Source organism: Blautia sp. JLR.GB0024 (genome assembly GCF_037000545.1).
GTDB classification, from domain to species: domain Bacteria; phylum Bacillota; class Clostridia; order Lachnospirales; family Lachnospiraceae; genus Blautia; species Blautia celeris.
Map to the genome: position 1 here is coordinate 493,464 of NZ_JBANBF010000002.1, position 20,281 is coordinate 513,744.

Annotated in this window: 21 protein-coding genes; 15 read left to right on the forward strand and 6 right to left on the reverse strand. The window is 46.8% G+C overall.

The features are described 5' to 3' along the window. Positions 1–6: 6 nt before the first annotated feature. Positions 7–564, forward strand: coding sequence for an RNA polymerase sigma factor (locus tag V8Q34_RS06355; RefSeq protein ID WP_033142068.1), 558 nt, complete (start codon positions 7–9; stop codon positions 562–564). Position 565: 1 nt separating this feature from the next. Here V8Q34_RS06355 and V8Q34_RS06360 read toward each other — a convergent pair whose 3' ends face one another. After that, complete coding sequence (locus tag V8Q34_RS06360) at positions 566–1,633, reverse strand: undecaprenyldiphospho-muramoylpentapeptide beta-N-acetylglucosaminyltransferase (protein WP_033142067.1); 1,068 nt, start codon at positions 1,631–1,633, stop codon at positions 566–568. 97 nt (positions 1,634–1,730) lie between these two features. Between V8Q34_RS06360 and V8Q34_RS06365 the strand changes: the two genes are divergently transcribed. From V8Q34_RS06365 to V8Q34_RS06405, 9 genes are all read left to right on the forward strand, one after another. Next, a complete protein-coding gene (locus V8Q34_RS06365) occupies positions 1,731–2,684 on the forward strand; it encodes a DUF4367 domain-containing protein (RefSeq protein ID WP_335835094.1) in 954 nt (317 codons plus the stop codon). A gap of 26 nt (positions 2,685–2,710) precedes the next feature. After that, on the forward strand, positions 2,711–3,211 hold the full coding sequence (locus tag V8Q34_RS06370; protein WP_335835095.1) for a DUF6147 family protein: 501 nt from the start codon (positions 2,711–2,713) through the stop codon (positions 3,209–3,211). A 131-nt stretch (positions 3,212–3,342) separates the two neighbouring features. Further along, a complete protein-coding gene (locus V8Q34_RS06375; RefSeq protein ID WP_033142065.1) occupies positions 3,343–4,950 on the forward strand; it encodes an MBL fold metallo-hydrolase RNA specificity domain-containing protein in 1,608 nt (535 codons plus the stop codon). 194 nt (positions 4,951–5,144) lie between these two features. Further along, positions 5,145–6,575, forward strand: a complete 1,431-nt coding sequence (glnA, locus tag V8Q34_RS06380) for a type I glutamate--ammonia ligase (RefSeq protein WP_335835096.1) — start codon at positions 5,145–5,147, stop codon at positions 6,573–6,575. A gap of 66 nt (positions 6,576–6,641) precedes the next feature. Continuing rightward, the gene (locus V8Q34_RS06385; protein ID WP_256139548.1) at positions 6,642–6,914 is read left to right on the forward strand and encodes a DUF6171 family protein; all 273 of its coding nucleotides are present in this window, start codon (positions 6,642–6,644) and stop codon (positions 6,912–6,914) included. Positions 6,915–6,929: 15 nt separating this feature from the next. Continuing rightward, positions 6,930–7,313: a DUF6483 family protein gene (locus tag V8Q34_RS06390; protein WP_033142062.1), complete on the forward strand. Its 384-nt coding sequence runs from the start codon at positions 6,930–6,932 to the stop codon at positions 7,311–7,313. Positions 7,314–7,399: 86 nt separating this feature from the next. After that, positions 7,400–7,723 (forward strand): PadR family transcriptional regulator, encoded by a 324-nt coding sequence (locus V8Q34_RS06395; RefSeq protein ID WP_256139550.1) that lies wholly within the window; start codon positions 7,400–7,402, stop codon positions 7,721–7,723. Beyond that, a complete protein-coding gene (locus V8Q34_RS06400; RefSeq protein WP_103731832.1) occupies positions 7,710–8,321 on the forward strand; it encodes a DUF1700 domain-containing protein in 612 nt (203 codons plus the stop codon). Before V8Q34_RS06395 ends, V8Q34_RS06400 begins: the two co-directional genes overlap by 14 nt. Then, positions 8,318–8,554 (forward strand): hypothetical protein, encoded by a 237-nt coding sequence (locus V8Q34_RS06405; RefSeq protein WP_054350468.1) that lies wholly within the window; start codon positions 8,318–8,320, stop codon positions 8,552–8,554. Before V8Q34_RS06400 ends, V8Q34_RS06405 begins: the two co-directional genes overlap by 4 nt. A 9-nt stretch (positions 8,555–8,563) precedes the next feature. Here the strand turns inward: V8Q34_RS06405 and V8Q34_RS06410 are convergent, their stop codons facing one another. Both V8Q34_RS06410 and V8Q34_RS06415 read right to left on the reverse strand, forming a co-directional pair. Continuing rightward, positions 8,564–9,190: a response regulator transcription factor gene (locus V8Q34_RS06410; RefSeq protein ID WP_298076441.1), complete on the reverse strand. Its 627-nt coding sequence runs from the start codon at positions 9,188–9,190 to the stop codon at positions 8,564–8,566. Between the two features lie 10 nt (positions 9,191–9,200). Further along, positions 9,201–10,286 (reverse strand): sensor histidine kinase, encoded by a 1,086-nt coding sequence (locus tag V8Q34_RS06415; RefSeq protein WP_335835097.1) that lies wholly within the window; start codon positions 10,284–10,286, stop codon positions 9,201–9,203. A gap of 201 nt (positions 10,287–10,487) precedes the next feature. On the opposite strand from V8Q34_RS06415, the gene V8Q34_RS06420 reads away from it, so the two are divergent. Genes V8Q34_RS06420 through V8Q34_RS06430 form a run of 3 tightly spaced genes read left to right on the forward strand, consistent with a single transcriptional unit; the run spans position 10,488 to position 13,769 of the window. Beyond that, entirely contained in the window at positions 10,488–11,420 is a 933-nt protein-coding gene (locus V8Q34_RS06420; RefSeq protein WP_227211933.1) for an ABC transporter ATP-binding protein, read from the forward strand. An 11-nt stretch (positions 11,421–11,431) separates the two neighbouring features. After that, the gene (locus V8Q34_RS06425; protein ID WP_103731828.1) at positions 11,432–12,571 is read left to right on the forward strand and encodes an ABC transporter permease; all 1,140 of its coding nucleotides are present in this window, start codon (positions 11,432–11,434) and stop codon (positions 12,569–12,571) included. Next, entirely contained in the window at positions 12,558–13,769 is a 1,212-nt protein-coding gene (locus tag V8Q34_RS06430) for an ABC transporter permease (protein ID WP_148391720.1), read from the forward strand. The genes V8Q34_RS06425 and V8Q34_RS06430 overlap by 14 nt, the downstream gene beginning before the upstream one ends. A 53-nt stretch (positions 13,770–13,822) precedes the next feature. On the opposite strand, the gene V8Q34_RS06435 is transcribed toward V8Q34_RS06430, so the two are convergent. The 3 genes from V8Q34_RS06435 to V8Q34_RS06445 form a co-directional block, all read right to left on the reverse strand. Beyond that, positions 13,823–14,932 carry an SLC13 family permease gene (locus V8Q34_RS06435; RefSeq protein WP_033142053.1) on the reverse strand — a complete coding sequence of 370 codons (1,110 nt, stop codon included), beginning with the start codon at positions 14,930–14,932 and terminating at the stop codon, positions 13,823–13,825. An 8-nt stretch (positions 14,933–14,940) separates the two neighbouring features. After that, positions 14,941–15,192, reverse strand: coding sequence for a TIGR03905 family TSCPD domain-containing protein (locus V8Q34_RS06440; protein ID WP_033142095.1), 252 nt, complete (start codon positions 15,190–15,192; stop codon positions 14,941–14,943). Between the two features lie 184 nt (positions 15,193–15,376). Next, positions 15,377–16,477 carry a hybrid sensor histidine kinase/response regulator gene (locus tag V8Q34_RS06445; RefSeq protein ID WP_335835098.1) on the reverse strand — a complete coding sequence of 367 codons (1,101 nt, stop codon included), beginning with the start codon at positions 16,475–16,477 and terminating at the stop codon, positions 15,377–15,379. Between the two features lie 63 nt (positions 16,478–16,540). Between V8Q34_RS06445 and V8Q34_RS06450 the strand changes: the two genes are divergently transcribed. After that, positions 16,541–19,210, forward strand: a complete 2,670-nt coding sequence (locus V8Q34_RS06450; RefSeq protein ID WP_335835099.1) for an ATP-binding protein — start codon at positions 16,541–16,543, stop codon at positions 19,208–19,210. Further along, a complete protein-coding gene (locus V8Q34_RS06455) occupies positions 19,179–20,225 on the forward strand; it encodes a response regulator transcription factor (RefSeq protein ID WP_186970965.1) in 1,047 nt (348 codons plus the stop codon). The genes V8Q34_RS06450 and V8Q34_RS06455 overlap by 32 nt, the downstream gene beginning before the upstream one ends. Positions 20,226–20,281 lie beyond the last annotated feature (56 nt).

Sequence of the window (20,281 nt, forward strand, 5' to 3'; positions counted from 1 at the left end):
GTTGAGATGACAGAAGAAAAATTTCGTGAAATCTTTCGTCAATATTATCGTTTAGTTATGAAAGCGGCATACTGCGTTTTATTTGATGCAGACCTTTCACAGGATATCTGCCAGGAAACATTTCTAAAGTTTCTGGAAAAGGTGGACACTGTGGATAAAACACGTTATGCGGAGTGGCTTACAGTCTGTGCAAGAAGAAAGGCAATTGACTTTTGCAAGAAAGCCTATCAGGTACATGAAGTAGTTACGGCTGACCGTGCCGAAAAAGAAGATACGGATAAAATGGCACAAAGGAGTGACAGCGGAGGAAAGCGCACCGGATTTTATAATGATGATATGGCGCAGATGATGGTGCACAAAGAATTTACCGGTACGATTCTGAATTCTTTAAAAGCAAAGAATACGGACTGGTATGAGATTATGGTAAGAACACATGTCATGGGAGAAAACGATGAAGAGATTGCCTGCGCTCTTGGTATCACCATAGGAAATGTGCGTACCAAGAGACACAGGATGATGGAATGGCTGAAGCAGAGATTTCAGTCAGAATATGAATCACTATGATTTATTTGTTCACGGCCTGTTCAAAAAGCCGGACGATTTCTTCAATAGAATCTGTCAGCTTGCTTTTTGACATGGCATCCGCATAAGAGGCGCGGTTTTTATAGAGGGAGTGAATGGTCTCAAGGAGTTTTTCATTTGTGATCTCTTCCTCTTCCAGAACTACACTGTAGCCCATACGTTCAAAAGAACGGGCATTCAGTATCTGGTCACCGCGGCTTGCACGGGCAGAGAGCGGAATCAGGAGATTTGGCTTTTTCAATGCACTCAGTTCACAGATGGCATTGGCGCCGGCTCTTGAAATGACAACATCCGCAAGGGCAAACAGATCGGCAAGCTCCTTTTTGATATATTCATACTGTACATAGCCTTTTGTGTTTTTTAATGATTCGTCCAGTTTTCCTTTGCCGCACAGATGGATCACCTGGAAAGTTTTAAGCAGTTCAGGAAGGACTGCACGGACGGCATCATTAACGGCTGCAGCGCCAAGACTTCCTCCAATGATCATAATAACCGGTTTGTCTTTTGTAAAACCGGTAAATTCCAGAGCCCTTTCGGGGCTTCCTTCCAGCAGTTCCTGCCGTATAGGAGTTCCGGTCAGCACAGCCTTGTTGGCTGGCAGTTCAGACACGGTCTCAGGAAAGTTGCAGCACACTTTTGTGGCAAAAGGAATGGATATTTTATTAGCCAGACCGGGTGTCATGTCAGATTCGTGGATAAAAGTGGGAATTTTCCTCCTGCTCGCCGCGATCACCACAGGAACGGTAACAAAACCGCCTTTGGAAAAGACAACATCGGGTTTTAACTGCTTCATAAGTTTTTTAGCTTCCGCAAAGCCTTTCATAACTTTGAATGGGTCAGTAAAGTTTTTGACATCAAAATAGCGTCTTAATTTACCGGATGCAATCCCATAGTAAGGGATGCCCATTTCTTCTATCAGTTTTTTTTCGATTCCTTCATAGGAACCGATGTAAGAAATGGTATAACCAAGTTCCTTTAGGCGGGGAATCATTGCAATATTGGGGGTAACGTGTCCGGCAGTACCGCCGCCGGTAAGTACGATATGTTTCATGGTGTCCTCCTGCTCATTCAAAATAATAGTTAAAAACAAATACTATAAGATAATATGATACACTTGTCAGGAAAAGTCAAGGAAAGATAGGAGTTTCATGAGTAAATTGGACGAAAAGCAAATTGAAAAAACACATAAGTCTGCGGCAGGCCAGGAAGACAAAACGTTTGAGGAATGGGTCAGCCAAAGAGTCCTTGATGAAACCGCAGACATGATAAACGGGTTAGAAAACGACCCGGACTTAGATGATTTTGAGCCCTCCGAGGAACTGTTCCAAAAGATAGTCGGAATAGCAAAGGAAAGGGGTCTCCTGGCCGAAGATGATGAGACAACTGAAGACGAGGCAGATCAGATTGTTGAGAAAATAGAACTTTCAGATGATGTAAAAGAAAAGGTACCTGTAGAAACCATTCCAGCTAAAGATGAAATCCATAATAACGAAAATGGAAAAGTGGTTGGGTTCAATCACCGCAAGCGTATGGCAGTAAAATGGGTTGCTATGTTAGCTGTAACGCTGTTGGGAGTATTTGGGGTGTCTATGAGTAGCCAAGCAAATAGAGCATACGTTATGCAGAAGGCGGATGAATTGTTTGGCAATGATGTTAATACCAAGGTGAAAAGTACAGATGATGTTTTAATAAGTGACTCTAAAGAAGAGACTGATAGGCAAGAAATCGAAAAAGAATTAAAAGTTACTATGCCTATCTTTTATTATTTACCAGACGGTATGGAATATATAAAATATAATATTGATGACGATGCACAAGCTGCTTATTTACAATATCAATTTAAAGGAAAATATGTTTATATGCATATTTTGGCAAACACCAATGATACAAGTGGAATTTACAGAAATGATAAAGGTGTATTTGAAAAAAAAATAACCAGTGATTGGGTCAATATTGATGCAGAGTTGTGGAGAATTGAGGAGGAGGGGGATGAAGAACCCACTTATCTAGTACAATGGGACTATAAGAATTCATATTATTGTATATTTGGAAAAATGTCTGAAAAGGAAATAGAGGATATTGTAAAAGATGTTATATATTAATTTAGAAAATAGGAGAGCGTAAAAAAATGAGTAAAAATAAAAAACATTTAAAGAAAATATTAGGTATGTTTTTAGCATTATCAATTATAATGTCATTTAATGCAACGACTGTAATGGCTGAGGGATTTGATGATTTAGGAAAGGTGGTTGATGGGTCAGAGTTAACAAATAAAAGTATGTCGGAAGATATTCAGGATACTATGACTAGAGGTAATATATTAGGCCAGGGAGTGGCTAGGATATCTAATTTGGGAAATTCTACGGTAAATGTATATGGCTCAACCATTGCCTATGTAACATGCGATAAATTAATGATGAAATTAACCTTACAAAGATATTCTGGAGGGTCATGGAATAATGTACAAACATTTGAAAGTTCAGCGTACAATGATTCTACATTAACAAGAAGTTATAATGTTAGTGTTGCAGGAGGATACTACTATAGAGTAAAAGGCGCCTGTCAAGCTAAAAAGGGAAGTACAACTGAGTCAAAAACACCAACAACAGATGGTATTTGGATCGACTAAATATAAAGATGTTTTAAGTCTTATATATTATAAAAATAATAAAATAATCTGAAAAGTTCTATTAAACTCCCCCCCTTTACGGTATAATGAAAGTAACCATACTTTTATATAACCGCAAAGGGGGTTCTTTTATGAAACTGACTTTTATAGGTGCGACTCATGAGGTTACGGGAAGTTGTTATTTCCTGGAGGCGGCGGGGAAGAAGTTTTTGGTGGACTGTGGAATGGAGCAGGGGCCGGATCAGTATGAAAACCAGGAGATTCCGGTGGCATTGTCCGAGGTGGATTTTGCACTGCTGACCCATGCCCACATTGACCATTCCGGCAATTTCCCGCTGGCTTATGCAAAAGGATTCCGGGGACCTATTTATGCGACAAATGCTACCTGCGACTTGTGTGACATCATGCTTCGTGACAGTGCGCATATTCAGATGTTCGAGGCTGAGTGGCGTAACCGCAAGGGACAGAGAAACGGACAGCCTGATTTTGTACCGGCGTATACCATGGAGGATGCTCTGAATGTGATCAAACAGTTTGTGGGGTGTGAATACAGCAGAAAAATCCAGATTGCAGACGGTATACAGGTAAGATTTGTGGATGCCGGGCATCTTCTGGGGTCCTCAAGTATTGAGATTTGGATAACAGAGGAGGGCGTGGAGAAGAAAATCGTGTTCTCCGGAGACATCGGCAACCTGGACCAGCCGCTTATAAAGGATCCGGAATATCTGGACAGTGCGGATTACGTGGTCATGGAATCCACCTATGGGGACAGGAGTCACGGCGAACGGCCGGACTACGCCAGGGAATTGGTGAAAATTCTGAAAAGAACCTTTGACAAGAACGGAAACGTGGTGGTGCCTTCCTTTGCTGTGGGCAGAACTCAGGAGATGCTGTATTTCCTCAGACGAATCAAAGAGGAGAATATGCTTCCGGAATACCCGTATTTTGATGTCTATGTGGATAGCCCCCTGGCTGTCCAGGCTACCAATATTTTTAAGGAGCATTATACAGACTGCTACGACGAGGAGGCTATGGCGCTTATCGAGAAAGGTATCAACCCCATTGCATTTCCGGGGCTGAAACTCTCCATAACCAGTGACGAATCAAGAGCCATCAATATGGATGACAGCCATAAGGTCATCCTGTCAGCCAGCGGCATGTGTGACGCGGGACGTATCAAGCATCATTTGAAACATAATCTCTGGAGGCGCGAATCCACCATTGTATTTGTGGGATACCAGGCAGTCGGCACGCTGGGACGCGCGCTGCTGGAGGGGGCTACGGATGTGAGGCTGTTCGGTGAGGAAATCCATGTCTGTGCTGATATCGTGAAGCTTCCGGGAATCAGCGGCCATGCGGATGACGCGGGGCTGATGCGCTGGGCGTCCTCCTTCAAGGAGAAGCCAAAGCGTGTCTTCGTGACACACGGGGATGACCAGGTATGCGATTTGTTTGCGGAAAGACTGAAAAATGAGCTGGGATACGATGCCATGGCGCCCTTCAGCGGCACAGAATTTGATATGCTGGCGAATGAATTTGAGAAGGAAACGGTTGGAATTGTTATCAAACACGCGAAGGAGAAGGCAAAAGCCCGCAAGGCTTCCGGTGTTTATGCAAGACTTCTTGCAGCAGGACAGCGGTTAATGACGGTTATCCGTCATAATGAAGGCGGCGCAAATAAGGACCTGGCGAAGTTTGCAGATCAGATCAATTCCATGTGTGATAAGTGGGACCGCTGACTGCCGGGAAGCGGCGATAAAACTATTGTAACTGTTCAGTACCCTCACAGTTACGAGCAAAAATCCATGCAGAATCGCCTTCGGCGATGGGATTTTTGCCTGGCTGCTGAACGTGTTCTTACGGTCAGCGCAGTAAATGCGCAGACCTGCTGAATAGTTACAAACTATTTTACAAAAAGAATGGGGGATTTAAAATGAAAACAAGTGAAGACGTGAGAAAACTGTGTGAGGAAAAGCAGATCCGTATGATAGACTTTAAAATGACGGATTTAAACGGACGCTGGCGTCATGTGACAATTCCGGTGGAACGTTTTGATGATGACATTTTCGTCTATGGAATCGGTTTTGACGGTTCTAATTACGGTTATGCTCCTATAGAAAAAAGTGATATGGTATTTATTCCGGACCCGGATACTGCCACAGTAGACCCATTTGCCGAGATTCCCACACTGACTATGTGCGGAAATGTCTGCACCATAGGGGAGGATGAGAATCGGCCTTTTGATCAGTATCCCAGGAATGTGGCCCTCAAAGCAGTGGAATACATGAAGGAAGAGCATATTGCTGACCGTATGGTGATTGGACCGGAGTTTGAATTTTATCTGCTGGACCATGTGAGTTATAATATGACACCACAGAAGTGCAGTTACAGTATTGATACCAGGCAGGCGGAGTGGAACAGCGGCATAGACAACGGACAGAACAGCGGCTATCAGGTTCCGTATCAGGGCGGCTACCACGCGGCAGCTCCCCAGGATGTGGGATATAATCTCAGAAGTAAAATGTGTATGCTTCTTGAGGACTGGGGCGTAAAGGTAAAATATCATCACCACGAGGTCGGCGGCCCGGGCCAGATGGAGATTGAGGTAGAGCTGGGCGATATGGTGGATATGGCAGATAAGACCATGATCGTAAAATATGTTCTGAAAAATGCAGCAGCCTCAGAAGGCAGAACCGTTACCTTCATGCCGAAACCCATTTACAAAGAGGCCGGAAACGGTATGCACGTGCATATGCTGCTCATGAAGGACGGGGCTCCCATTTTCTACGACAAAGACGGATATTCAGGACTGAGTGATACAGCGCACTATTTTATCGGCGGTCTGCTCAGACATATTGCGTCCCTGTGCGCGTTTACCAACCCCTCCACCAACTCTTTCAAACGCCTCGTACCCGGTTATGAAGCGCCTGTGACCATCGGATATGCAACATCGAACAGAAGTGCTGTCATCCGTATTCCGGCTTATGCCAAGAAACCGGAGGCCAAGAGGTTTGAACTGCGCAACCCGGATGCCACAGCAAATCCGTATTATGCCTATTCCGCCATCCTCATGGCAGGACTGGACGGAATCAGGAATAAGATAGACCCGCGCGAGCACGGATGGGGACCGTTTGACTGCAACCTGTATTCCCTGTCCCCTGAGGAGCAGAAGAAGATACAGAGTCTTCCACGTTCCATGGGAGAAGCACTGGACGCTCTGGAGAATGACCACGATTACCTGACAGCAGGCGGTGTCTTCCCTCAGCGTCTCATTGATATCTGGCTGGAAAGGAAGAGGAAGGAACTGCAGGAGATCGAGCAGATTCCAAGCCCCTCAGAATTTAAATATTATTATGATCTGTAAATAGACAGCATCACAGGCGGGATCCCGTTAAAATCCCGCCTGTGATAAAGGAGACGGAGGTACAGCATGGAGAACACGGGTAACCAGTCCAGGCGCTTCTGCAGAAAATGCCTTCTTCAGGACATGGATGAAGGACAGTATTTTGATGACATGCGCAGATACATAGATAATCTGGATGAAGATCTGAAGGTATCTTCACAGCTCTATGATGAGCGGCTTGCCTTCTGCAGAAAATGTGATAACTTAATAAGCGGAATGTGCAGAGTCTGCGGCTGTTTTGTGGAGATGCGCGCTGTTATGAAGAAGAATGGTTGTCCGGGGATTCCGAAGAAATGGTGAGAAGGAGGAGCCAGCATGAAGTTTGAAGAAGATTATGTCATGAGAATGATAAAGGATATGGTGAAAGCATTGGCCAGTGTTGTTTTCGGAAAGAGATTTACGGAATATGAAGTGGAGGAGGAAAAAGCCGACGACACGGATTTTCTCTACCGTGACATTATTGAGATGGCAGACAGGGGAAAGATCAACGAGGCGGAAAACATACTTCTCACGGATATGGACCGGACGGACAAAAGATACATGGAAATGGCCATGAGCTTTTATCTTCATATCAACAAATACACAGATGAGTTTCTGTCAGCCAACGGCTACAGCCGCCAGGAAATCCTGGACGGGGTGGAGGCATTGGCTGAGGCAAACGGCATCAAAGGACTGGACGGACTGTCTGACGGATTATAAGTCAGATCGTCCGTTTTTTTTGTGCATATACCCCTTGACACATTATACTATGTAATGTATAGTATAATGCATAAGGAGGCGATACCATGGACACACAGCTAAAAAAAGGTTTTCTGGAATTTTGTGTTCTTGCTGCACTATACAGATCGGATTCCTATGGATACCAGATCATAAAAGACATATCCGTTTGTATTGAGATATCAGAATCGACGCTGTATCCCATATTAAAGCGTCTGGAGGCAAACGGATGCCTGGAGACATATTCTGTGGAGCACAACAGCCGTCTGCGCAAGTATTACAGGATAACAGAGGCAGGGAAAGAACATATCCAGGAGTTTTTAAATGACTGGCAGCAAGTGACAGACATATATGAATTTGTGAAGGGAGCGGTTGAACATGAAGAAGGATGAATTTTTAAGCAGTCTGGAACGGCTGCTGCGGAGCTTGAAAAGGGAGGAACGGAACAGATTCCTGTCCTACTACGCGGAAATGATCGAGGATTACATGGAGGACGGATGTGAGGAGGAGGATGCCGTACAGCGGATCGGAAGTCCCGGTGAGATTGCACAGGAAATCCTCTCTGACAGGGAGACGCAGCCGGCACGGCCCACACCCACATGGATGAAAATAGGTGTGATCGTTCTGCTGATACTTGGCTCACCTCTCTGGGGAAGCCTGGTCCTGGTTGCTATCTGCTGCGCACTGGCTGTTGTGATCATGGTAATGAGTGCCTATGTGATTATCTGGTGTATTCCCTTTATATTCGGGGTATTTTCTGTATCCAGTCTGGTCCTGGCTGTAGTCAGTACGGTGGGTTCCGTGATAATAATGTTCCGGGACACAGCCACCGGTACGGTGCAGATGGGAGTCGGAATCCTGCTTGCAGGCATCTTTTTGGTGACAGCACTGCTTACCTTGGAACTGGGCAAGAGATTTGTAGGTGTAACGAAAAAATTCAGCAGATGGCTTGCAGGTCTGTATCAGAAAAGGAGAGGTGTCAGAGCATGAATATAAAATCATTAAAAAGTAAAATCCTTCTGGCCGGCATTATTTTCATGCTGGTCGGTACCACAGTAGGACTGATCGGTCTCGGTATGACCGGATTTGAACCGGATAGACTGATGAAATGGAAAGAGGGCAGATGGTACCAGACCGTTAATTATACAGACGATAACTTCTGGATCGGTATCAGACTCAAGGACGGGAGTTTCTACATCACCAGTTATACTGCTTTTGACTGACAGAGATGATCAGTTATCCATATTTTTATAGTAAAACACGGCAAGCTGTGTTCTGTCACGCAGGCTCAGCTTGTCTAATATCGCACTCAGATAATTCCGCACAGTGCCCTCACTGAGATAGAGGCTCTGTGCGATTTCTTTGTTGTTCAGGCCTTTTGCCACCAGCTCTATGACATCCATTTCCCTGTCCAGAATCCCGTATTTGCCAAGATCTGTTCTCTGCGGCTTTCCCATCATTTTAGGGATTTTCGTGACGATCTCGCTGCCGAACACACTCTGTCCGGACATGACAGAGCGCAGGGCAGGGGCAATGGTCTCAATATCCTGTTTTATCAGATACCCCTTGGCACCGATACGCAGCGCGCGGATAATATATTCGTCGTCAGAGAAGGTGGTCAGAAAAAGAATCCTGGCATCCGGGTGCTTTTCCAGTATCTCCGCGCCGGCGTCCAGCCCGGAGCAGCTTCCCATCTGAATGTCCATGAGCAGAATGTCGGGCTGTATTTCTTCATACAGGCGGACTGCCTCCTCTCCGCTGCTGCCGGAGGCGCACACCTCTATGCCCGGTTCTGCCTGCAGGATCGTTTTCAGCGAAATGCAGACAAAGGGATCGTCGTCAACAATAATAATTCTCATAAATAACACCTCACATCTGATTTTTCATGGTATGTCCCTGTTTGGGGATGGAAATAAATATGCGGAAACCGTTCTGCACCTCTGTCCTGAAAATGCCGTGAAAATCTTCCACCCGCTCCCTCATATTCATAAGCCCGATTCCCCCGGCCCCTGCCGCTGTCCCCTGTGTTCCGTTATCTCGGATGATAACCTGATAGAATCCGGGATGTTCCAGTACAGACAGAGAAGCCTCCGTAGCATTGCTGTGCCGGGAGATATTGGACAGAGCCTCCCGGACAATGGTGATAATACAGTATTTCAGTTCCTTCCGTTCAATCTCGGCATTGTAATTCAGGGTTACAGGACAGAAAGTGAATTCCTCTGCCAGCCGGGTGAGTACCATGCGCAGGTCCACAGATTCCTCATGCAGATTGTGGACGCTGCTGCGCACATTGTTCATGGCATCATCCAGTGTGGATTTGACAGCAGTAAGCTGCGCGGCCAGCTCCTTCTGTTCCTTCCATATAACCTGCATGGCACTGATCTGGAAGAGGGAGCGTGTCAGGAGGTGCCCCACATTGTCATGGATTTCCCGGGCGATCCTGTTTCGCTCTGTCAGAGTCGCAAGCTGGATCTCATACTCCTGCTTTTCCAGAAGCTCCTTGTTTTTCTGTTCCAGATGCAGAGATTCCTCCCGGGTGCTGTCCTGGGAGAGATGGAACTGTGCCATCATATTTTCATATTCCATGGTCAGCCGGGACAGATACAGCGCCAGCACCCCTGTGAACAGAAAGAGGAAAAATGCCGGCAGTGTGAAGTTATGAAAATGATACAGGTATAAAGGCACCCATGCGAACCGCAGGTACCATTTCCCGGATCTCTCACAGTCGTAGAAAAACAGCGGAAGAAATAATGCCAGTTCAGGAAGGAAGAGGGAGAGCACAAGACACCCGCCGCAGAGATATTCCAGCGGCCGTTCCCTGTCAAAATAGGAAATGAGGGCAGATACGCTGACGGATAAAAGCAGCAGGGAGATAAGGGAAATATCCACAGGCTGCCCGATGAGATTCATGGTACAGAATAAGAAAATAAAACACTTGTTCAACAGCTCTCTCATATATCCCTCTCCTCTTTGCAGACTCGCTCACTTCTGTGCTTGTATTTAGAGTGTATCACAGGAATGGGCAAAAAGTAAGGTGCAGCAGGAAGAAATGACAAATGTCATGTACAGAGGCCTGTATTCATGACAACGCTCACTGTCTCCGGCAGCAGATACCTGTTAGAATGAAGTCAGATAAGAAAAAGGGAGGATTAACCTATGATCATAGAAGTGAACAATCTCGTAAAACGATATAAAGACCTGGTAGCCCTGGACCATTTTGAGCTTCATGTTGAACAGGGTGAGATATACGGCCTGCTCGGGCCAAACGGCAGCGGCAAGACTACAGCGATCAACTGTATGCTGTCTCTGCTGAAATACGACAGAGGGGAGATCCGGCTTTTCGGTGAACCCATGGCACCGGATAACCGGGCAGTAAAGCATCGGATCGGCGTTGTCATGCAGAATGTGGCGGTTTTCAACGAACTGACTGTATATGAAAATATAGACTATTTCTGCGGCATGTATGTCCCTGAAAAGACAAAGCGGAAAGCCCTGGTCGAGGAAGCTCTGGAATTTACGGATCTGAAAGACTTCAGAAAGTTTCTGCCCAGAAAGTTAAGCGGCGGTCTTTTAAGGCGTCTGAACATTGCATGCGGCATAGCACACAAGCCGGAGCTGATCTTTATGGATGAGCCGACAGTGGCCGTTGACCCCCAGAGCAGAAACAGCATTCTGGAAGGCATCAAAAAGCTGAATAAGAACGGCGCTACCATTATTTACACCACACATTACATGGAAGAGGTGGAGCAGATATGTTCCCGCATTATGATCATGGATAAGGGCAGGGAAATCGCCTCCGGCACAAAGGAGGAGCTGAAAGGCCTCATCCGCACAGGGGAGAAGATAACTGTGGAGGTGTCCGAGCTGGCACCGGATATCCTGGAAAAAATCCGGAAAGCAGAGGGGGTCCTTAACGCGGAATATGAGGGAAATCTTCTGCAGGCACAGTGTGAGAGCGGCGGTCACAGCCTTATTACGCTGCTGGATATCCTCAAAAAGAATAAAATCTATTTCGGCAGAATATTCTCAGAGCCGCCGACCTTAAATGATGTCTTTCTAGAAATTACGGGAAAAGAGCTGAGGGATTAGGAGGGATATATATGTTCTGGAATATTTACAGCAAACGTTTACTGAGCTGCTTACGGAACAGAGACCAGCTTATATGGATTTGGGCCTTTCCGCTGATTCTGGCCACTCTGTTTTATTTTACCCTGTCATCCGTGGGGGAGGCAGATAATCTGAAAGCCATACCCACAGGTGTGGTCACAGACGCGGCATATGAGGCGGACCCCATGTTCGGCCAGGTGCTTGATCAGGTGGGCAGCGGGGAGGATGCGCTTCTTAACATAACGGAATACACCCGGGAGAATGAGGCGGACAGAGACCTGGAGACAGGCAAGATCGCCGGATATATCCTGCTTCAGGACAATACCCCGAAGCTTATGGTAAAGCAAGACGGAATGAACCAGACCATACTGAAGAGCTTTTTGGACCGCTATGTGCAGACAGAGGGAAATATAAAGGCGATCATGGAGAAAAATCCGGACTACAATCTTAACTGGGAGGAGATCATGGGCGGGGCTTCCCTGACAGAGAATATGTCACTCTCCTCACAGCCCTATTCCCCCATCCTGAATCCTTACTACGGCCTGATAGCAATGGTATGCATGTACGGTGGGATGCAGGGCCTTATGAGCATCACCTATCTGCAGGGTAACCTCTCTCCTCTCGGAGCCAGACGTATGATGGCGCCTCTTAGCAGGATCCGGGTGATCTTCTGTGATATGACAGGAAGCATAACCGTGCATATGATGAGCCTGCTGTTTCTTCTGTTTTACATTACAGTGATTCTGAAGGTGGACTTTGGAAACAAGCTGCCGCTTCTTGTTCTGACCTGTTTTGTTGGCTCCATTCTGGGCGTAGCATTCGGCACGGCGGTCAGTTGTCTGTCAAAGCTGGGAGAGAGCATGAAGGTGGGCATACTGGTATCTGTTACCATGCTCTGCTGCTTCGGTGCAGGTATGATGGAATCCAGTATGAAGTACCTGATAGACCAGAAGTTTCCGGTCATCTCCTGGCTGAACCCTGCAGCGAGAATTTCGGATGCATTATACTGTCTGTATTATTTTGACGACTATCAGAGATACGGTCAGAATATAGCGGTGATCATGGCTATGTCGGCTGTTCTGCTGCTGTTGTCAGGCGTATCATTAAGGAGGCAGAGTTATGAGAGTATTTAAGGCGTGTCTTTTGGTAATAAAGCGCAGAATGGTTACATTTGCCACCTATTTCGCTATATTTATCGGCCTGTCCATTCTGCTTTCACAGTTTTCTAAGGAGAGCTTTAACAGCGGATTTGAGGAGAGCCGTCCGGAATTTACCGTGATAAACAGGGACGGGGAAACCCCATACACGGAAAAAATGATGGATTTTCTGAAGGAACACGGAACCTATGTGCCCCTGGAGGATAGTATGGAGGCCCTCAAGGATGCCAGGTTCAACGACGCAGTCAGTTATATCCTCATTATACCGGAGGGATTCCAGGATGCCCTGCAGAAGGATAAACCCATAAAGCTCCTGGAAAATATGACACAGAATTCCGCGTCAGGCTATCAGATGAGTAGTTATGTCAACCAATATTGGGATTATATAAGAACATGGGAAAAAATAGGGGGGAATCCTGACAAAGAGAAGACAGCAGATAAAGTTCTGGAACTGCTGGGAACCGGCGCTAAGGTGGAAAAACGCCAGTATCTGAAAACGCAGCCCGTATCTGCCGGTTATCAGGCCCAGTATCAGGTGGCGCCGTATATCATACTTGTCATCTGTGTACTCTGCATCACATCTATTTTTCTCAGTTTCCAGCGCTCAGATATCAGGATGAGAAATATGTGCGGGCCTCTGAAACCATTCACACGGCTGTGGCAGATGGGGCTGGGATGTGCCAGCGTGGGAATCGTATTTTGGATACTGCTCACCATAGCCGGGTTTATCATATATTATGACTCGGTGAAGGAAATGGATATCAGAATAACCGCACTGATCCTTCTGAACAGCTTTGTCATGCTTCTGTTAGCCATGGCGATTTCTGTGCTGGCTGCGCTCTTTGTGAGAGATGCCAACACCCAGAACGCTGTTGCCAATATACTGGCGCTGGGCCTGTCATTTCTTGGAGGAGCCTTTGTACCTACCAGCATTATGGGGGAAAGCGTGCTGAAGTTTGCAAAATGCCTGCCTGTGTACTGGTATGAAGAATGTCTGAACGAGATCAGCGGTCTTACCGGCTTCGGTATGGAGAACCTGATGCCTGTGTGGAAATGCATGGGGATATTGATGGGATTTACCGCAGCCATCCTCTGTATCACTTTAGCTGTCAATAAGCAGAAGAGCGGCGCTGAGGAGTCCTTTGGAAGCAACAAGACGGAAATAGAATTATAGCCTCTAAGCGGGCATTTTGAAACAGCCGGAGTTCAGCGATGAAGTCCGGCTGTTTAAAGGATACAGGCAGCCGCCAGAAGAAGGAGCAGCCCGCCCGCATTCAGGGAAAGGAACAGCAGCAGGTAGGATTTTAAATCAGCCTGTTCTGTTTTCAGATAAAATTTCAGGGATATAAGGCTTGCAAGGGAGGCAATGGGAGTTCCCAGGCCTCCCAGATTTGTTCCCAGAAGGAGGGCCTTCCAGTTCTCTGTAAAAGAGGACAACAGTACAGCAGCAGGCACATTGCTGATAACCTGGCTGGAAAGTACAGCAGTCAGCATCCCGTTTTTTTCCATCAGCCCGGACAAAAAGGCACGCACTGCCTCCATCCTTCCCAGATTTCCGGAAAAGATAAAAAAGCAGATAAAAGTGGCAAGCAGAAAATAATCCACACTCCGAAACAGATCCCTGGAGAAAAGCAGCATACATGCAAGCACACACAGGGTCAGAACCTGATAAGACAGAACATGGAAAATGGTCAGCAGACACATAAGGAAAAGTACGGCAAAGACAGCCAGAAGCCGCGGCTGTTCCAACGGTGAAGACTCCTTAAAATACACCCTTATGGGTTCCCTGCGCACAAAGCAGATGCAGAACAGAAGCAGCACCAGACTGATAGCGGCAAAGGGGAGCATGGTAAGGAAAAAGCTGCCCATCCCCAGGTCATATCTGGAACAGAGGTAAAGATTCTGCGGATTACCGGGCGGAGTTGCCATACTTCCCAGATTGGCGGCAATGGTCTGCAGCACAATGACAGGTGAGGTATACCTGTCCTGTTTTATAATATGCAGCACCAGTATGGTGAACGGGACAAAGGTGAGGAGCGCCACATCGTTTGTGATCACCATGGAGCTGAAGAAGGGGAGCAGGACCAGAACCAGTGCAAGTCCCCGCATGTGGTTCTGTGCTCCCAGAAGCTTTTCCGCCATTATACGGAAAATACCGCATTTCTGAAAGCCTGCCGTCACTGCCATGAGACAGAACAGAAGGCAGAGGGTACGAAGGTCTATGTAACCTGCATAAGCTTTATCTGGCTTCACGGCAAGCATGGAGAGCAGGGCAAAAAGGAGAGAGATGCAGAATACAGTCTCTCCCCTGATGAGTTTTTGAAAATAAGATTTCATATTTCAGTTTACGCATTCTGTGCCTTGATGGATTCCAGAGCCAGTGCAAGCTGATCCGGGCAGGAAGTGCCGCGTCCGCCGCAGTCGGTTCCTTTCAGGCGTTCGATGACTTCGTTAACCTTCATTCCCTTTACAAGGCTGGCAATTCCTTTTGTATTGCCGTTGCATCCCCCATTGAATTTTACAGATGCGATGGTGTCTCCGTCCAGCTCGATCTCGATAGAACGTGAACATACGCCTCTTGTCTTATATACAGTCATGATATATTCCTCCATTCGTATTATCTGCGGATAATTATAGCAGATATGAGAGGAAAAGAAAATAGGGGATTTTGGCTTGCATTTTACAAAACACTCTGCTAATATAATATCGATAAAGCACAAAACATCGAAGGAGATGAATCTCCCTGTTTTGTGCTTTTTTTCTGCTCAGAGAAAAGCGGCGTTACGGTTCTCTGTGCGTCCGGCAGCAAAGCAGTTTCCGGGGAAAATGCAGTGTCACAGCTGCCCCGCGATCTGGTTCGCCGCTTATGGAAACAGAGCCCTCATGTGTCCGCATGATGCGCTCCACGATGGTAAGGCCCACACCGGTTCCCTCAAATTGGGAGGTATCGTGCAGGCGTGAGAAGACCTGAAACAGCTTTCCGGCATTTGCCTGATCAAAGCCCGCGCCATTGTCCTTCACAGTCACCGTAAGTCCGGAGGCATCTTCCGTGCAGGATACTGTTATTTCAGCAGTCTCCCGGCGCCGTGTGAATTTAATGGCATTGCTGAAAATGTTCTGGGCCAGCAGTTTCATAAGCGCAGGATCTGCATTCAGAACAGGTATCTCTTTCACAGAAATGAGAAATTTACGCCCAGGTTCAAGCCCGGTGAGTTCCTCACAAGTGTTGAGGAACAGTTCTGCAAGGTCTACCGGCTGCATATGGGACTCCACTTGTCCTGTGCGGGAGAGCTCTAAAAGACGTTCCGCCATTTTTAGAAGCTGTTCGCATTTTTCATCCAGCAGGCCTGCAATGACAGCGGCCTCACTATTCTCCCGGACGGGGCAGGTATCTGTCAGCATGGCGGCAAGCTGTCTCAGTACCAGGAGCGGAGATTTTAGATCATGGGAGATATTGTGACAGAACTGGTCCAGCTCATGATAGGCATCCTTCAGCCCTTCAGACTGGCTGACGATTCGGATTTGGTTTTTCACCCTTGCCAGCAGTTCCAGAGGCCGGAAGGGTTTGGACACATAATCCTGCCCTCCGGCCAGAAAACCTTCCTGTATACTTTGCTCATCATCGCTGGCTGTGACAAAGACAACGGAAATATCCTCATATTCTTTCTTTGTGCGTATGGCCCTGCACACCTGGAAGCCGTCCATACCTTCCATAGACACGTCCAGAAGTACAATGGAGGGTCTCTGCCTTTTGATGAGGCGCAGGGCATCCCTTCCGTTCAGGGCAACGCGGATAGGATACCCCAGTTCTTTGAGGATGGTTCCGGCATTTTGCAGATGTTCAGGTACGTCATCCACAATCAGAATATTTATAGGGTTCATAAGCAGGACCTTCTTTCTTTTAAAATAATAATATTATAGATTGCAGAAGGAGATGATGCAACTGTGAAGAAAAAATTAGTAAAACAAAAAACACTCAATACGATGATCTTTTTGGTTCTGCTGCTGGTGCTGGTGTTCGTCATCATCAATACTGTTATCCTCAGGCAGTACATGCACAGGGAAGTGAAAGCGGAGAGGAACAAGTCCCGTTGTGAAATGCTGTGCCGTGAGATTCTTGACGCATCCGACAGCATGACCAATGAGATGCGCTGCTTCGTGGTTACCGGAAATGTAAAATACCTGGACAATTACTGGAAAGAGCGATACGTGACAAAATCACACGATGACGCCATAGCCAAACTGGAAAAGACAAATCTCACGGAAAAAGAGAGGGAAATGCTCACAGATATTAAAAGTAATCTGGATCTTCTCATGAATGTGGAGATACGCGCTATCCGTCTTGCAACAGACGCGGGCCATATAGACGCGGCACTTCCGCAGACTGTTAACAGTTATGTGCTGAATATAGAGGACAGCCGTATGGATGAAGAGCAGAAAGCTGATAAGGCAAAAGAAATCCTTTTTAACGGAGACTATACTTTTGAAAAAGAAACTATACGCCAGAGAATAGAAAAATTTCAGGAAGTCATTCAGACACGCCAGGAGAAAGAACTGACTGTTTCAGAACACAGGACCGACATTGTACTTGGTATTCAGGAAATACTGCTTCTTATTATTTCCGCCATCCTGATCCTTATATTTATACTGGTATACCGATACTTTACTCTGCCGGTTGTGCACTATTCCCATCAGCTGGAGACCTACCGCGGCAGCAGTGAAGAAAACCCTGTCCTGCTGAGCCCGGAGGGATCTTCAGAGCTCCGTATGTTTGCCAGAAAATTCAATGAGGTCAGCCGCGGTATGCAGGAGGCATCCAAAGCCAAAAGCGAATTTCTGGCCAGCATGAGCCATGAGATCCGGACACCCCTGAACACCCTGTCGGGTTACCGCTTCCTTCTGGGCCAGACAAAGCTGGATGCAGAGCAGCGGGAATATGTGGAGGCCATGGAGAAGGCGGATATCCTTCTGCAGCAGAATATCGGAAATGTACTGGATTATTCCAGATTATCAGCGGACATGTCCCGCCTAGAGCGGACAGAGTTTGATATCTGGGAACTGCTTGACAGTCTGGAAACCATCTTTAAGTACCGGGCGGAAGAGAAGGGTCTGTATTTGAGAATGACAAAGAGTGAGAACCTGCCCCGGTTTGTAAAAGGAGATATGGGAAAAGTCAGGCAGGTGCTGACAAATCTCATAGGAAATTCGGTTAAGTTCACAGCAAAGGGAGGCATAACGGTGCAGGCTGAAAAATCCTCCTCCGCATCCTTCCGCGCTGAGGGAGAAGCCCTCAAATATTATGATTTCCTCAATGAATCCATGAAAAAAGACGGAAGGCTGTTCTGGCTCACAATCACAGTGGCGGACACCGGAATTGGGATACCGAAAGAAGATTGGGCACGTATTTTCCGGCCTTTTGAACAAAGTGAAAGAAACACCTCCAGAAAATACGGGGGCACAGGACTTGGCCTTTCCATATGCAGAAAGCTGACACAGATCATGGGCGGACAGATTTATCTGACAGAACGCAGTGCAGGGAGCTGCTTTGTAGTGAAGATACCGCTCAGGACCGCCGATACGGACTGCATACCGGAGCACATACTTGATGACGGTACGCTGTTTCCCCAATATCCTCAAAGAAAAGTGCTTCTGGTGGAGGATAATGCCATTAATCAGAAGATGGAGAAAAAAATTCTGGAGCTTTTCGGTCTGCAGGTCCATGCAGCCTCATCAGGCAGTGAAGCCATGAAAAAATGTGCGGAGGAGGAATACGAACTGATTTTTATGGACATTCACATGGAGGATACGGATGGCTATACAGCGGCGGCCAGAGTCCGCAGCTTCGGTAAAAATATGATCACACCCGTCATTGCGCTGACTGCTGACGTGGAAAAGGAGAATCTGCGCAGATGCCTCTTGGAAATGGACGGTTATGTGCTGAAACCCATACACGCCGGAAAACTGCCTGCTGTTCTGAAAGAGTTTTTGGGGGCCCCTGCTGCGTTCATCCGTTCAGAACATACTTACCCCAGCAGGGAGGAGGAGATGATGCAGGACATGAGGCGGCAGTTTTTCAAATACCATGAGGCAGATATACGGCAGCTTGTATCCCTGGCAGCAGAAGACAACCGTGAAGCCCTGAAAAAGAAAGCACATATGCTCAAAGGACTGACGGCAGCGCTGCAGATGGAACTTTTGAATAAAAGGATAGTATGTCTGGAACAAATGCTGCATGAAACAGCAGAAAAAGAAGTACTGGAGAGACAGACAGGGGCAATTGCAGAGGAATACAGAAAGGAATACCAAAATTCCGCATCCCAACAGTCTTTGTCTCATTTGGCAGTTCCCCAAAATGCGGAGGAAAATGCGGAGGAATACAGATCAGCTGCATTTGAGCTGTGCAGAATGTTGGAATACGCCGATTTCGCAGCGTTGGAGTTCTGGAAACAAAAGGAAGAGATATTCAGAGGCAATATGGAAAGAGAGACATTTGACCGCCTGCAGAGCAATATGGAGCAGATGAAATTCCAGGCAGCGTTAGGGATACTGAACAGTTGTGAAGAGAGAAAGGAAGGGATAGACAATGCAGAAATATCAGGTGCTTTTTGTGGATGATGACAGAGCTGTCGGTTATATTGTATCCAGGTTCAGAGTATGGGAAAATTCTGATTTCAGTCTGAAAAGCATTGCCAGCAGCAGCGCAGAAGCATTAAAGCTCATGGAAAAAGAATCCTATGACCTTGTCATAACAGACATACGCATGCCGGGCATGGACGGCCTGGAACTTATCCGGACCATAAAGGAGCGATACCGCAGAACCATATGCATTATTTCCAGTACCTACAGCGATTTTGAGTATGCCAGGGAGGGGATGCGTCTTGGCGCCGCAGATTACATCTCCAAGCCCCTTACGGACAAAAAAATGGAGGAGGGCCTTGCGCATGTAAAAAACATTCTTGACGAGGAACGAAGCCGGAGCACAGTGGGCGCGGATCTCTTCATGGCCATGGACCAGGGACTGGAAAACAGGCTGCTGGACTTCATATTAGACGGCAGGGAAATACCTGAAAAACTGTGGAAGAGCGCAGCGGCAGGCATTGAAGCCAGGTATCCCGGACAGCCGGAAAAGCTGGCCTGTGTATTGGAATATTTTCTTCAGCGTATAAAGGAACAGATACAGAAAAAATACCCCTGGCTCCAATATTTTATAGACAGGGAAAACAAACTGGATGCAGACAGCTGCAAAGAGGAGTTTGCTGCATCGCTTCAGGAAATATCAGATTTGGCCGGCCGTTTTCAGCTCTCCGCCCAGGACAGCACCCTGAACCGGATCTGCACTTCTCTGTCCTCCCACATCGGTGAGGCTGATGCACTGGACAAAACAGCAGAGGAGGTGGAACTCAGCAAAGATTATATCCGTGTATTGTTCAGAAATAAAACAGGCATTGGGTTCAGCAAATATATGACTATGATGCGCATGGAATACGCAAAAGAGCTCCTCAGAACCTCAAACCTGAAAATATACGAGATTGCCGAGGCCTGCGGTTATGCTGCGATTGACTACTTTGCAAAGCGCTTCAAAGAGTACACGGGAGCAGCCCCGATTCAGTATAGAAAAGAAATTTTGTAAGGTAAAATACCGGAAATGTCAGGTAGTATTTATCCGATTTTTTCCGTATAGTATGG